Consider the following 13,201-nt stretch of genomic DNA (forward strand, 5'->3'; position numbering starts at 1 on the left):
TTATTTACGGCCCGTCCCGCGCAGCCTGTGAATTGCGGGGAGGCCCACGCCAGGGTAGCCGTCCCAGCCTTCTGCAGCGGTCGGCACAGGGTGAGGCTGCGTCAGGAGGCGCACGACCCGGCAGGGAGGTTGGCCGTGCGGAGCCACGTCAGGGCCGCCTGCTCGTCTGTGAAATACCTGCTCGGGCACTGTGGCAGGGGCAGTCCGCGCCGTCCGTGGGCGATGACCCGGTCCACTGACGTGCTGCCGAGGATTGCAAAGGCTCTGACGGTAACGGCTTCACTGAAGACACGGACGGCATCCCGGCTGACATGTTCAACGCCAGTGACCTGCAGGAGGACCGCGCAGGCCGCGCCTCCGGTCAGGGTCAGTAAACGCTCCCGCACAGAAGTTCCGTCCGCGGCAGTTATGCGACTTCCCGGGCGCAACGTAATCCGGAGAATCCGTTCGCCTTCCACGTCGAGGGTGAAGTTCGTCGAGCCGGTGTCTGAGGCTGCGGGGCCGGGGGTGGAGTTTTCCCCTACAGGAGGACGGTGTTCTTCATCGGCATGGGCCAGTGTGGTCATCAAATCCCCCCGGATGCGATTCGACGGCGTCCCCGCCGGCGCAGTCAGCCAGGTTTTACTCCATGGCTGTGTGCAGGTCAGGTTACCCCGGGATGGATCCGGGGTCCATGAACGGCCAGATACTGGCCGGCGGCGGCACCATAATGGGACCCATGCATAATCCGGTAACCATCCGCCCGATGCGCCCCGCTGACTGGGACGCGGTGCACGCGATTTATGCCGCGGGCATCGCCACGGGAGAAGCGACCTTCGAGAGCGAACCGCCCACGTGGGAAGCGTTCGACGCCGGCCGGTTGCCTGAGCACCGGCTGATCGCCGAGGACGCGGGCCGGGTCCTGGGCTGGGCCGCCGTATCCCGGGTTTCGTCACGGGAGGTATACCGGGGCCTCGTGGAGCACTCCATTTACGTGGCACCGCAGACGCATGGCCGGGGCGTGGGCCGGCTCCTGCTCGGAGCGCTGATCGATTCCACCGAGGCCGCCGGCATCTGGACCATCCAGTCCAGCATCTTCCCGGAAAACACGGCCAGCCTGGTATTGCACCAGCGGCTCGGGTTCCGGGTGGTGGGAACCCGGGAGCGGATAGCGCGGATCAGCAACGGCCCCAAGGCAGGCCACTGGCAGGACACGCTGCTCCTGGAGCGCCGCAGCACCGTGGCCGGGACCGAATAGCTCCTACCGCGAGGGCAGCGTCAGGATCTGTGCGCTGGCAATTCCTGTCGACGCTTTGCCAGGGTCCAAGGACCCTGTTTGGGCGTCCGGCCCAGGCCCTAGCGTCGGGGGACACGTTTACTCAAGGACAGTACGGAGCACATCATGCAGTTCCCCGCAGTCTTGCGCCGCAGTGCGGCCGCTTCCGCCGCCGCAGCAGCGCTTATCCTCTCGGGGGCATCCGCGCCGGCTTTCGCCGCACAGGTCCCCGTCAACTATGTCAATCTCGGGGACTCCTACTCAAGCGGCTGGGGCTCGTTGGCGCCAACCGCCACCGTCAATCCGGCGTACGGCAGCCCGGCCTGCCTGCAAGGCGGCCCTGACGACGTGGCGTTGTTCGACCAGCTGCAATCGGTGGCCCTCACCGGCGACTATGCCTGTGCAGGCGCGACCGTTGGAACAACAACCTCGGGTATTCCCACCATCGCCGAGCAGGCGGCCAAGGCGTCCTTTGACGGCGCGCTCAACAGCAGCACAGGACTGGTTACCCTCACCGCCGGCGGAAACGACGTCAACTTCGGCCAGATCATCGCAGCCTGCGCCGCAGACACGTCGCCGGATGCCACCGGGTGCCAGACGGCCGCGGCAGCTGGAGTCGCCCTCGCGAACAGTGTCGATGTCGCCGGCACGGTCGGAACAATCCGCGGCTTCGCAGGAAATGCCAGGATCGCCTGGCTCGGCTACCCTCGGCTCTTTGCGACGTCCGGGGAATCCACCACAGTCACCGCCGGCGGCGGTGTCATGTCAGCAGCGGCCGCAGCGGTGTTTGACAAGGGGACGGACCAGCTCAACGCGGTCCTCGCGGGCAAGGCACGGGGCGCCGGTGCACAGTTCGTGGATGTCGCCCCCAAATTCACGGGCCACGAAATCGGTTCCTCCGCCTCCTGGTTCAACCTCGGCCCGTATGCCCAGTTCAACTTCCACCCCACCGCTGACGGATATTCACAGGGCTACTACCCCGCCATGGTCAGCGCGATCAAACCTGCCCAGCTCGTGAAGAGCTGACCCGTCCCCTGGGCAGGGATACCCTGGAGCGCCGCAGCACCGTGGCCGGGACCGAATAGCTCCTACGGCGAGGGCAGCGTCAGGATCTCGGCGCCGTCGTCTGTAATGGCGATGGTGTGCTCCGTGTGGGCGGTCCGGCAGCCGGTCGCGCTGCGGAGGGTCCACCCGTCGTCGTCCGTGACCAGTTCCGCCGTATCCGCCATGATCCAGGGCTCCAGCGCCAGCAGCAGTCCGGGCCGCAGCTTGAAGCCGCGGCCGGGCCGGCCCATGTTGGGCACGTGCGGGTCCTGGTGCATGGTGGAGCCGATGCCGTGGCCGCCGAACTGGGTGTTGATGGGGTATCCGGCATCGGTGAGGACGCGGCCGATTGCGTAGGAGATGTCGCCGATCTTGGCGTTCGGCCCGGCAGCGGCAATCCCTGCGGCGAGTGCCCGCTCGGTGGCCTCGATCATGGCCTCGCTGCCGGCCGGGCGGGATTCGCCCACGATGAAGCTGATGGCGGCGTCCGCGGCCACCCCGTCCTTGACGACGGCGAGGTCCAGGGTCAGCAGGTCTCCGTCGGCCAGGGCGTAGTCGTGGGGGAGTCCGTGCAGCACCGCGTCGTTGACGCCGGTGCAGATGTAGTGGCCGAACGGGCCGCGCCCGAATGACGGCGCGTAATCCACGTAGCAGGACTCCGCCCCGGCCTCGGTGATCATTTCCTTGGTCCACTGGTCGATGTCCAGCAGGTTGGTGCCCACGGTTGCCCGGCTCTTCATGGCCTGCAGGATGTCAGCCACCAGGGCGCCGGTTATGCGTGCGCGGACCACTTCAGCGGGGTTAAGGATCTCGATCATGGGGGGGCGCCCTTCATCTGCGGCAAGTAGCTGTAGGGGCCATCCTATTTGTCCTGCCGCGAAGGGCCGCAAGAAGCCTGCCCCGACCTGCGGGATTATTGCGGCGATTGCCAAAGACATTGATGAGTGTAAATATTTATATATGTCTATGTCTTTGGAGTTGACCCCGGTCCAGGCCGTCGCGTGCTGTTCGCCGTTGGCGCGTGAGCCGCTGTCCGAGTCGGACGCGGAAGGCATTGCACCACTGTTGAAGGCGCTGGCCGATCCGGTCCGGCTCCGGCTGATGTCCATGGTCGCCTCACACCAGGGCGGCGAAGCCTGCGTCTGCGACCTGAACGATGCCTTCGAGTTGTCCCAGCCCACCATCAGCCACCACCTGAAGATCCTGCACGAGGTGGGTTTGCTGGACCGGGAAAAGCGCGGAGTCTGGGTCTACTACCGGGCCCGCACCGAGGCCCTGCAGAACCTGGCCGCCCTGATCGGCGGGCAGGCCGCGTGAGCGTCCTGGTCCGCCGGGCCGCGGCGGAGTTCATAGGCACGGCGTTCCTGGTCATGGCGGTGGTGGGCTCGGGCGTGATGGCGTCCAGGCTGTCCCCGGACGACGTCGGCCTGCAGCTTTTGCAGAACAGCCTCGCCACGGGTGCCGCGCTGGTGGCGCTGATCGTGGCACTGCAGCCGGTATCGGCGTCGTTCAATCCGGTGGTGACCCTGGTGGAACGGGCGCTGCGGATGATCGACACCCGCACGGCCGCAGGCCTGATCGCGGGCCAGGTGCTCGGCGGCCTGGCCGGCACCGTGGCGGCGAACCTGATGTTCGGGCTGGACGCGGTGAGCTTGTCCACGCACGAACGCACGGGCGCCGGGCTCTGGCTGGGCGAGGTCATCGCCACGGTGGGCCTGCTGCTGGTCATCTTCGGCGCGGTCCGCTCCGGCCGGGCTGACCGGGTGGCGTTCGCCGTCGGCGGGTACATCACCGCCGCGTACTGGTTCACCAGCTCCACCAGCTTCGCCAACCCTGCGGTGACCATCGCCCGTACCGTCACGGACACCTTCGCCGGTATCGCGCCGTCGTCGGCCCCTGCCTTTATCCTGGCCCAACTCCTTGGCGGCGTCGCCGGATTCGTCCTGGTTCGCTTCCTCTACCCCTCCCTCCCCGTTGCTTCCGCCGCTCCCGCGGCCCGCCGAAAGGTGCTCTCATGAGCCACAAGCCCTCCGTCCTGTTTGTCTGCGTCCACAACGCCGGCCGCTCCCAGATGGCCGCCGCGTACCTCACCACCCTCTCCCAGGGCGCCATCGAGGTCCGCTCCGCCGGGTCCCAGCCTGCGGAGAAGGTCAACCCGGCCGCCGTCGAGGCCATGGCGGAGGTGGGCATCGACATGTCCGCCGAGATTCCCAAGGTCCTCACCACGGAGGCGGTGCAGGACTCGGACGTGGTGATCACCATGGGCTGCGGCGACGAATGCCCCTACTTCCCGGGCAAACGCTACGAGGACTGGGTCCTGGAGGATCCCGCCGGCAAGGGCGTGGACTCGGTCCGGCCCATCCGCGACGAGATCAAGACCCGCGTGGAAGCCCTCATCGCATCCCTGATCCCTGCACAGATCTGAAAGGTGGCCAGCATGACATCCCAGGAATCCCTGCCGGTTGCCGTGCTCGGAGCCGGGCCCGTGGGCCTGGCCGCGGCCGCGCACCTGCTCGAACGCGGGCTGGAGCCACTCGTCTTTGAGGCCGGGCCCACGGTGGGCTCCGCCATCCGGGAATGGGGGCACGTCCGGGTGTTCTCCACCTGGAAGTACAACCTTGACGCCGCTTCCGTGCGGCTGCTGGAACGCAACGGCTGGGAAGCGCCCCGGCCCACCGCACTGCCGTATGGCTCCCAGATCGTTTCCGACTACCTGGAACCGCTGGCAGCCACACCGGAACTGGGGAACCGGATCCTGACCGGAGCCCGCGTGGTCGCCGTGACCCGGCAGGGTATGGACAAAGGCCGCAGCCAGGGCCGGGATGAGGCCCCGTTCCTGCTGCGGATAGAGCACGACGGCGGCGAGGTCACCGAGGTGCTTGCCCGCGCCGTGATCGATACCTCCGGAACCTGGACCACACCGTCGCCGTTGGGAGCCTCCGGGCTGCCCGTCCCCGGCGAGGCCGGGGCCCGTGCCACGGGGCTGGTCACCGGGCCGCTCCCGGACGTGTCCGCCGGCGGGTTCGCCGGCCGCCGGACCCTGGTCATCGGCTCCGGACATTCCGCGGCGAACATGGTGCTTGACCTGGCCCGCCTGGCCCGCGCCAACCCCGGCACGGAAGTCTTCTGGGCCATCCGCGCTGCCACTCCCGCCCGCGCCTACGGCGGAGGCGACGCCGACCAGCTGCCCGCCCGCGGCCAGCTGGGCACCCGGCTCCGCACCGCCGTCGACACCGGGGCCGTCCAGCTCCTGACGGACTTCCACACGGCCTCCATCGAAACCCGCGCCGGAACTGTGACCGTGCACGCCGCGGACGGCCGCGCCGTATCGGTGGACCGCGTCATCCCCGCCACCGGGTTCCGCCCCGACCTGTCAATGCGGTCGGAGCTCCGGCTGGACCTTGACCCTGCGGTGGAGGCGCCGAAGGCCCTGGGCCCGCTGATCGATCCGGACTTCCACAGCTGCGGCACCGTCCCGGCCCACGGCGCTAAAATCCTGGCCCAGCCGGAGAAGGACTTCTACCTGGCCGGCATGAAATCGTACGGCCGGGCACCCACCTTCCTCATGGCCACCGGTTACGAACAGGTCCGGTCCATTGCGGCGGCGCTGGCCGGGGACACCCAGGCCGCGGACGCCGTGGAACTCGAGCTCCCGGAAACCGGCGTCTGCTCCACGAGCATCCCGGACGACGCCGCCGCCGGGGACGGCTGCTGCGGAGCGCCGGTGCCGGTGACCATCGGCTTCGCCACCGGTGTCCAGCACGGCCGCACCGGCGAAACGGTCCATCTATGATGTGAGCACCGGCTGATGCCGATTGAGGGAGGCTCCGATGGCGGTACCCGACAGCGACCCCGTGAAGGCGGAACTGCTGTGGGTCGCGGCCGACTTCCGGAGCATCATCCTGAACGTCTCAGCCGGCGAGCTGGACCTGCCCTCGACCGGAACGCGGTGGACCAACCGGCAACTGCTCTTCCACATGGCGCTGGGGCAAAACATCGCACTTGCCGGGATACCCCTGCTCGGGCTGTTCGCGCACTTGCCGCCGTCGGCGTCCCGGAACTGGAGCCGCCTTCTCAATGCCTGCGCCGGGCCCTACAACTGGGTGAACTGGGCGGGAAGCGCGGCCGGAGGACAGGTCCTGACGCCACACGGCATGCTGCGGATGATGGACCGGACCACGCGGATCATTGTGCACTGGTACGGCCGCGCGGACAGCCAGGCGCTGAACCGCGGCATGACCATGCCCACGCAATGGGACCCTTACTTCCAGCCCTGGATGAGCCGACGGGACGTCCTGGAGTGGGCGCCCAAGCACTACCGCCACCACCGTGCGCAGCTGAGCTTGACCACGCTCCCGGCCCTGGCCGCAGGCAGGTAGCACGTCTTTCGCGGCTGTCGGCCTATACCGCACTTTCCGTCCGCCGGCCTCTGTGCCCGCGCTCTTGCCGCGCCGTCACAAAGGGCGGACACTTTGATGTACCGCGCTATGCAGTCAGCCAAACGGGGTAGCCACGCGAATAACCAGGACGGCATCATGTCCACCGCTGACCGCTCAGTACAAGAGCTTCCGCTCATCCGCCCCGCGGTTTCCCGGCGATCCCTGCCATGAGTACGGCCCAGTCAGTGGCACTCATATTTGTTGCTGCCTTTGTGTGGGTTGGCCTGACCCTGGTTGTTCTGCTGACATTGCGGCGCCGCAGGAAAGGGTCCTCGGTGGTCGCAGCAGCACCGACTCCCCCTGATCCCATCAGCTACCGGCCCCACCGGTCGTGGCGGCGGGTACGTTCCGTCACCGGCCAGAGCCCGGGGCCGAGGCGCAGGCTGAGGCTCCGCAGAGTCCGTCACTGACCACCAGCAGTAGGAAGCGATCATGGATACCGGGACAATCCTCGGCTACACGGCCGGATATATCGCCGCCATGGGAGGGGTGTTCCTCCTCTATCTGCCCGTCATCGTTTTGCTCGTTGCCCTGCCGGGCGGCACGCGGTCATGATCCCGGACTCAAACCCATCGACGCGGGCGCCCTGTCAGGCTATCCTGACAGTATGGGTGCGCAACGAGATCCATGGAGCGAGGGCCAGTCGGTGTGGCAGCGCCTGCGCTCGTGGTTCGGCGATTCCCGGGACGCCCCGGCGAGTGATGTGGAAGCCCTGGGGGCGCTCAGTGATGTCCGGCAGTTGCGGTATTTGCTGGATCAGGCGGAGCTCGCGGCCGTTCGTACGGCGCGTCGCCGCGGCTCCTCCTGGGCGGAAATCGCCGCCCGATTGGGCATCGCCCGTCAATCTGCGTGGGAACGCTGGCGGGACTTTGACGAGGTCATCCCGACCGGAGTCGTCCTGCCTACCTCTGGCGAGCAGACAGCCCGGGCGGCAGAGGCTGCCGCGGCCGCCGAGTTGGCCGCCCAGGCCGCCCGGGGAAGGCGAAGGCAGTCAAAAGTCACCGTACCGAATGTCATCGGTTTGTCCCTCGACTCCGCACGGGCCGTCCTGATGGACAGCAAATTCGTTGCGGTCGGCCCCGACCCAGACGGCCTGCCCCTGGAGGTGTCGGGTTGGCCCACCGGCGTCGTCACCGACCAGAGTCCGGAATCGGGGGCGACGGCGCCCATAGGATCGCCGGTGATCCTGTGGTTGGGCAGAGGCGGCACAGCGGGAGACCGCGAGCCGCGGCGACCGTCCCCAGGGCCCCGAAGCCTGCGGGCAATGCGGGAAGAACCTGCCAACGAGGCGACAAGCTGACCTCGCGCGTCGCGGGAGCCGCGCCGGTCCCGCGTCAATCGGTGATGTCGGTGCCGGTGCTCAGCTCCTGCCACTGATCGAGTTCGGCCCGCTGGGCGTCCGCCACCATCCCGAAGGCGCCGAACGCGTCCGTGCCCAGGACCAGCAGGCCCGGCGGGGTGGGGGATTCGACGACGGCGATGATCGCCCGGGCGGCCTTGTCCGGATCGCCGGGCTGGTTGCCGTGGCTCGTGTCGCTCTCCTTGCGGCGCTTGCCTGCGGTGTCAGCGTAGTCCCCGATCGGCGTCGCCGACTGGGTGAGCGAGCGGCCCGCGAAATCGGTCCGGAAGCCGCCGGGCTCGATCGCGGTGACGTTGATGCCCAGCGGCTTCAGCTCGTTGCGCAGCGATCCGGACATGCCCTCCAGCGCCGCCTTGGTGGCCGCGTAGTAGCCGGAACCGGCCGCTGTGATCCGGGCGCCGATGGAAGAGATGTTCAGGATGGAGCCCGACTTGTTGGCCCGCATGCCCGGCAGCACTGCCTTGATCATGTCCACCGCACCGAAAAAGTTGGTGTCGAACAGTTGGCGGATGTCGGCGTCGTCCGCTTCCTCCACGGCGGCTCGGTAGCCGTAGCCGGCGTTGTTGACCAGCACGTCGATGCCGCCGAACTTCTCCTCAGCCTGCTTGACCGCCGCGCTGATCTGCGCCTTGTCGGTGACGTCGAGGGGGAGCGGGAGGGCGGTGTCCGGGAAGCCGGCGGTGATGTCCTGCACGGAGTCGACGTTCCGGGCGGTGACGACGGCGTTGTGCCCGGACGCGAGCACGGCTTCCGCCAGTGCCCGGCCGAGTCCGGTGGAGCAGCCTGTGATGAGCCACGTTGCCATTGGTTTTCCTTTCAGAGGTGATTTGTGGGTAAGGCGGGGCCGGCGCTTAAGCCCTGTGCCGCCGTCGTGCGTGTGCTGTCAGTTCGTGGGCGCCGTAACTGTTGTCGTCGGGGTTGACGGTGACGCCGGGGGCCACCAGCTGGTCGATGCGGTCCAGCACCTCGGGCGCCAGGACCGTGTCCGCGGCCGGGAGGTAGGACTCCAGCTGCTCCATGGTGCGCGGGCCCACGATGGCCGAGGTCACGCCGGGGTGGTTGATCACGAACGCGATGGCCAGCTCGATGAGCGTGACTCCCGCCCATTCGGCCACCTGCGCCAGCTCTTCGACGATGTCGAGCTTTTGCTGGTTGGCGGGTTTGGTCATGTCGAACCGGGCGCTGGGGCGGCGGTTTGAGGTGGGTGTGGACGGCGAGTCCTTACGCCACCGCCCGGAGAGCCAGCCGCCGGCGAGCGGGCTGTAGGTCAGGGTGCCCATGCCGTGGCGCTGTACGGTGGGCAGGACGTCCTCCTCGATGCCGCGGGTCAGGATGGAGTAAGGCGGCTGCTCGGTGACGAACCGTTCCAGGTTGCGCTCGCGGGACGCCCACTGGGCTTCCACGATCTGCGAGCCCGAGTAGGACGACGAACCGATGTAGCGCACCTTGCCCTGGCGGACCAGGTCGGTGAGGGCGCCAAGGGTTTCCTCGACGTCGGTGTCCGGGCTGGGCCGGTGCACCTGGTAGAGGTCGATGTAGTCGGTGCCCAGCCGGCGCAGCGAGTTCTCCACCTCGCGGATGATCCAGCGGCGGGAGCCGCCGCGCTGGTTGGGGTCATCCTCATTCATGGGCATGAAGAACTTGGTGGCGAGGAAGACGTCGTCGCGGCGCCCGGCCAGGGCCTCGCCGACGATCTCCTCTGACGCGCCGCCGGAGTAGACGTCAGCGGTGTCGACGAAGTTGATGCCGGCGTCCAGTGCGCGGTGGATGATCCGGGTGGCGTCGGCGCGGTCATTGTTGCCCCACGGGCCGAACATCATGGCGCCGAGACAGAGGGGGCTGACCTGCACCCCGGTGCGGCCAAGCGGGCGGTATTCCATTGTTTCTCTCCTTAGGCTTCGGGGATGACCATGGCGAACCGCTCCGGGCGGGCCACATCCGGGTCCGGGCCGCTGCGGACGCCGGTGTCCAGGGCGTCGATCGCGGCGAGGTCGGCGGCGGACAGCTCAAAGCCGAACACGTCGAAGTTCTCCGCGATGCGCGCAGGGTTGGTGGACTTGGGAATCGCGGAGCGGCCCTGCTGCAGGTGCCAGCGCAGCATCACCTGGGCGGGCGTCTTGTCATGGGCCTTGGCGACGCCGGCGATCACCGGGTCCCGCATGACGTTCTTCCGGTTCTCGCCCCAGCCGGGGTAGAACGTGATGCCGCCGATCGGCGACCACGCCTGGGTCAGGATGCCGTGCTCGGCGTCGGCCGCCTGGACGTTCCGCTGGGCGAAGTACGGGTGCAGCTCGATCTGGTTCACGGCAGGAACCACGTCGGTTTCCGCCAGCAACTGGTTCAGGTGGTGCGGCATGAAGTTGCTGACGCCGATGGCCCGCACCCGCCCGTCCGCCAGCAGGGTTTCCAGGGCTTTGTACGCGGCGATGGTTTGCTCGAACCGGTCCGGGGCGGGCTGGTGCAGGATGAGCAGGTCCAGTTGGTCCACGCCGAGCTTGCCAACGGCCTTGTCCCACGCGTGCAGGGCCTGGTCGTAGCCGTAGTCGCTGACCCAGACCTTCGTTTCGATGAAGACGTCGGCGCGGTCCAGGCCGGAGCGGCGGATGCCTTCGCCCACCTCCCGCTCGTTGCCGTAGGCGGCCGCTGTGTCGATGTGCCGGTAGCCCACCTCGAGCGCGGTCTGGACGGCCGCCGTCGTCTCTTCCGGGGGACTTTGGAAGACGCCGAGGCCGAGTGCGGGCATGGTGACGCCGTTGTTGAGTGCGAGTTCCTTAACCATTCCTTCACGGTATTGGGATGCGGAGGTTTGTGGGAGGGCTTGACAGTCCCTCCTTCGCTGCCGCGGCGGCGGTAGCGTGGAGGCCATGACGAACAGCGACGACGTGCGGAAGTTCCTTTCTTCCCACCGTGCCCGGCTCACGCCGGATGAAGCCGGGCTGCCGGCGTACGGCGGCAACCGTCGCGTGAAGGGCCTGCGCCGGGAGGAGGTGGCCATGCTTGCGGGGATGAGCATCGATTACTACATCCGGCTGGAGCGGGGGAACCTTTCCGGCGCCTCGGACAGCGTCCTGGAGGCGTTGGCGCGCGCTTTGCAGTTGGACGACGCCGAGACGGCCCACCTTTTCGACCTGGCCCGTGCATCCACTGCCGCTCCCCGGGTGCGGCGCAAACGCAGCCCGCTGACGGTCCGGCCCAGTGTGCAGCGGGTGATTGATGCGATTACCGCGGCGCCCGCGTGGGTCCGCAATGACCGGGGTGACGTCTTGGCCGCCAACGAGCTGGGCCGGGCCCTGTACGCGGACATGATGGCCGACGGCGGCACCCCGCCCAATAGCGCACGGTTCACCTTCCTGAGCCCGAAGGCGCGCGAGTTCTTCGCCGATTGGGAGCGCGCGGCGGACGACATCGTGGCCGTCCTGCGGTCCACGGTCGGCAGGAACCCCTACGACAAGGACCTCTCGGACCTGATCGGCGAGCTCTCGACGCAGAGCGAGGAGTTCCGTGTCCGTTGGGCCCGGCACGATGTGAAGTACCACCGTACCGGCCGCAAACGGCTCCACCATTCCATCGTGGGGGACCTGGACCTGACCTACGAGGCCCTGGAGCTACCCGCCGATCCCGGACTGCGGATCAACGTCTACACGGCCGAGCCGGGAACGCCGTCGGAGGACGCGCTGAAGGTGCTGGCCAGCTGGGCCGCCACGCAGCAGGTACCGGCCCAGGCATCCGTCACGGAAACCAGCTGACTTTCCGCTGGCGCTGCGCACAGTGGTTTGCGCGGCCTATATTCCCTGGCGCGGCCCACATATCTGCCGCGCAGGTGAATGCGCGCGTCACGGATGGCGGTGAGCGTCGGGAACGCGTACGACGGCGGCCCGCACCTGCCTCTGTAGCTGTGCGTTTGGAGCGCCCCTTGGGAACGTCGTCAGGCGGCCCAGCCGCGGGCCACGGCGTCCAGGGCCGAGGCGTACACCGCGGCCCAGTTGGCGTCCGGTGGGCCTACTTGGGCCAGTTCCAGACTCACCAGGCCGTGGACCTGGCCCCAGATGGCGGCCGCGACCAGTTCCACGGGCGCCTCCAGGAGGGTCCCGGCGGACTGCGCAGAAGCGACCGCTTCCATTAGTGGCTGCATGGCATCCATGGCAGCTTCGGGGTGCGGCTGGCAATCGACGTAGGCGGCCAGCACGCCACCAAACATCAGCCGGTAGAGTGCCTGGTGCTCCAGCGCCCAGGCACGGTACGCCATGCCAAGCCCTTGGAGGCCGCCGCCGGCGGCGGCTACCTGCGAATCGCCGAAAGAGCGGAATCCGTCCTCCACGACCGCCGTCAGGAGCTGTGATTTCCCGCCAAACAGGGAGTACACGGCCGTGGTGGAGGTCCCGGCAGCCGCGGCCACATCCCGCAGCGTCACCCGCGCGGGACCAGTGCGGTCCACCAGGTCAGCCGTGACGGCCAACAGGTCCTGCCTCAGGGAATCGTTATGCACAACGGGTCTTGCCATGGAATCCATTGTTTCATAACCTTGTTTTGTAACACTGTTATGAAATCACGGTCCGAAGGAGTTCCCATGTCGCAGAAGGTATTTCCGGGCCGGTATACGGCTGACCCGGGCCGGGAGTCCGTCACGGTCTTCTTGATCGGGATGCGGGCAAACCGGTGGTGGAAGGTCGGGACCGTGGGGAGGGTCGGCGCCGCCATGGGGCGGATGCTTCAGCATTTGGGAGAGGACCCGGCGGCGGGGATGCTCGGTTACCACCAATGGGTGGGGCGTACGACCATGATGCTCAGCTACTGGGAGAGCCCGGAGCATCTGCGGAAGTTTGCGGCCGACCGGGATTCGCCTCACCTTGAGCCCTGGCGCCGTTTCATGAAGGAACTCGCCGGAACCGGAGACGTCGGCGTCTGGCATGAGACATATCAGGTGCCCGCTGCCGGCATCGAGGTCATCTACAGCGGGATGCCGCTCTTTGGGCTCGCCAAGGCAACCAACCATGTCCCCGTCGGAGCCGGCACCAACACCGCCAAGCAGCGGATGGGCCGGGCCGCCCACCCCACAACCGGCCGCTCCTGACCACGGCAGGGGGCTTCTTGGCGACGGGCCGC

Annotated in this window: 17 protein-coding genes; 11 read left to right on the forward strand and 6 right to left on the reverse strand. The window is 67.9% G+C overall.

What is annotated here, in order from left to right; translation table 11 throughout:
- Positions 1–101 precede the first annotated feature (101 nt).
- Positions 102–566 carry a DUF7793 family protein gene (locus AB4Y79_RS01005; protein WP_441857944.1) on the reverse strand — a complete coding sequence of 155 codons (465 nt, stop codon included), beginning with the start codon at positions 564–566 and terminating at the stop codon, positions 102–104.
- A gap of 152 nt (positions 567–718) precedes the next feature.
- Between AB4Y79_RS01005 and AB4Y79_RS01010 the strand changes: the two genes are divergently transcribed.
- Together AB4Y79_RS01010 and AB4Y79_RS01015 are read left to right on the forward strand one after the other, a co-directional pair.
- The gene (locus AB4Y79_RS01010) at positions 719–1,237 is read left to right on the forward strand and encodes a GNAT family N-acetyltransferase (protein WP_441857947.1); all 519 of its coding nucleotides are present in this window, start codon (positions 719–721) and stop codon (positions 1,235–1,237) included.
- A gap of 144 nt (positions 1,238–1,381) precedes the next feature.
- Positions 1,382–2,281, forward strand: a complete 900-nt coding sequence (locus tag AB4Y79_RS01015; RefSeq protein WP_441857949.1) for an SGNH/GDSL hydrolase family protein — start codon at positions 1,382–1,384, stop codon at positions 2,279–2,281.
- A 62-nt stretch (positions 2,282–2,343) separates the two neighbouring features.
- On the opposite strand, the gene map is transcribed toward AB4Y79_RS01015, so the two are convergent.
- Entirely contained in the window at positions 2,344–3,117 is a 774-nt protein-coding gene (gene map / locus AB4Y79_RS01020; RefSeq protein ID WP_441857951.1) for a type I methionyl aminopeptidase, read from the reverse strand.
- A gap of 148 nt (positions 3,118–3,265) precedes the next feature.
- On the opposite strand from map, the gene AB4Y79_RS01025 reads away from it, so the two are divergent.
- The 7 genes from AB4Y79_RS01025 (at position 3,266) to AB4Y79_RS01055 (ending at position 8,038) form a co-directional block, all read left to right on the forward strand.
- Positions 3,266–3,616: a metalloregulator ArsR/SmtB family transcription factor gene (locus AB4Y79_RS01025; RefSeq protein ID WP_441858295.1), complete on the forward strand. Its 351-nt coding sequence runs from the start codon at positions 3,266–3,268 to the stop codon at positions 3,614–3,616.
- Positions 3,613–4,317, forward strand: a complete 705-nt coding sequence (locus tag AB4Y79_RS01030) for an aquaporin (RefSeq protein WP_441857953.1) — start codon at positions 3,613–3,615, stop codon at positions 4,315–4,317. Before AB4Y79_RS01025 ends, AB4Y79_RS01030 begins: the two co-directional genes overlap by 4 nt.
- Positions 4,314–4,724: an arsenate reductase ArsC gene (locus tag AB4Y79_RS01035; protein ID WP_441857955.1), complete on the forward strand. Its 411-nt coding sequence runs from the start codon at positions 4,314–4,316 to the stop codon at positions 4,722–4,724. The genes AB4Y79_RS01030 and AB4Y79_RS01035 overlap by 4 nt, the downstream gene beginning before the upstream one ends.
- A 12-nt stretch (positions 4,725–4,736) precedes the next feature.
- Positions 4,737–6,092 carry an NAD(P)-binding protein gene (locus AB4Y79_RS01040; protein WP_441857957.1) on the forward strand — a complete coding sequence of 452 codons (1,356 nt, stop codon included), beginning with the start codon at positions 4,737–4,739 and terminating at the stop codon, positions 6,090–6,092.
- Between the two features lie 37 nt (positions 6,093–6,129).
- Entirely contained in the window at positions 6,130–6,678 is a 549-nt protein-coding gene (locus tag AB4Y79_RS01045) for a DinB family protein (protein ID WP_441857959.1), read from the forward strand.
- Between the two features lie 492 nt (positions 6,679–7,170).
- Positions 7,171–7,293 (forward strand): hypothetical protein, encoded by a 123-nt coding sequence (locus AB4Y79_RS01050; RefSeq protein ID WP_441857961.1) that lies wholly within the window; start codon positions 7,171–7,173, stop codon positions 7,291–7,293.
- Positions 7,294–7,345: 52 nt separating this feature from the next.
- Positions 7,346–8,038 carry a PASTA domain-containing protein gene (locus AB4Y79_RS01055; RefSeq protein ID WP_441857963.1) on the forward strand — a complete coding sequence of 231 codons (693 nt, stop codon included), beginning with the start codon at positions 7,346–7,348 and terminating at the stop codon, positions 8,036–8,038.
- 34 nt (positions 8,039–8,072) lie between these two features.
- Here AB4Y79_RS01055 and AB4Y79_RS01060 read toward each other — a convergent pair whose 3' ends face one another.
- From AB4Y79_RS01060 to AB4Y79_RS01070, 3 genes are read right to left on the reverse strand one after another with little or no spacing between them, the layout of a single operon-like run.
- The gene (locus AB4Y79_RS01060) at positions 8,073–8,903 is read right to left on the reverse strand and encodes an oxidoreductase (protein WP_441857965.1); all 831 of its coding nucleotides are present in this window, start codon (positions 8,901–8,903) and stop codon (positions 8,073–8,075) included.
- A 46-nt stretch (positions 8,904–8,949) separates the two neighbouring features.
- Positions 8,950–9,978 (reverse strand): aldo/keto reductase, encoded by a 1,029-nt coding sequence (locus AB4Y79_RS01065; RefSeq protein ID WP_441857967.1) that lies wholly within the window; start codon positions 9,976–9,978, stop codon positions 8,950–8,952.
- Between the two features lie 11 nt (positions 9,979–9,989).
- Complete coding sequence (locus AB4Y79_RS01070; RefSeq protein ID WP_441857968.1) at positions 9,990–10,877, reverse strand: aldo/keto reductase; 888 nt, start codon at positions 10,875–10,877, stop codon at positions 9,990–9,992.
- A gap of 85 nt (positions 10,878–10,962) precedes the next feature.
- Here AB4Y79_RS01070 and AB4Y79_RS01075 point away from each other — a divergent pair, with 85 nt between their 5' ends.
- Complete coding sequence (locus AB4Y79_RS01075) at positions 10,963–11,844, forward strand: helix-turn-helix domain-containing protein (RefSeq protein ID WP_441857970.1); 882 nt, start codon at positions 10,963–10,965, stop codon at positions 11,842–11,844.
- A gap of 179 nt (positions 11,845–12,023) precedes the next feature.
- On the opposite strand, the gene AB4Y79_RS01080 is transcribed toward AB4Y79_RS01075, so the two are convergent.
- A complete protein-coding gene (locus AB4Y79_RS01080; RefSeq protein ID WP_441857972.1) occupies positions 12,024–12,599 on the reverse strand; it encodes a TetR/AcrR family transcriptional regulator in 576 nt (191 codons plus the stop codon).
- Between the two features lie 66 nt (positions 12,600–12,665).
- Here AB4Y79_RS01080 and AB4Y79_RS01085 point away from each other — a divergent pair, with 66 nt between their 5' ends.
- Positions 12,666–13,169, forward strand: coding sequence for a DUF4188 domain-containing protein (locus AB4Y79_RS01085; protein ID WP_441857974.1), 504 nt, complete (start codon positions 12,666–12,668; stop codon positions 13,167–13,169).
- Positions 13,170–13,201: the final 32 nt, after the last annotated feature.

The sequence above is a fragment of the Pseudarthrobacter sp. YAF2 genome, assembly GCF_052113345.1.
GTDB lineage: Bacteria > Actinomycetota > Actinomycetes > Actinomycetales > Micrococcaceae > Arthrobacter.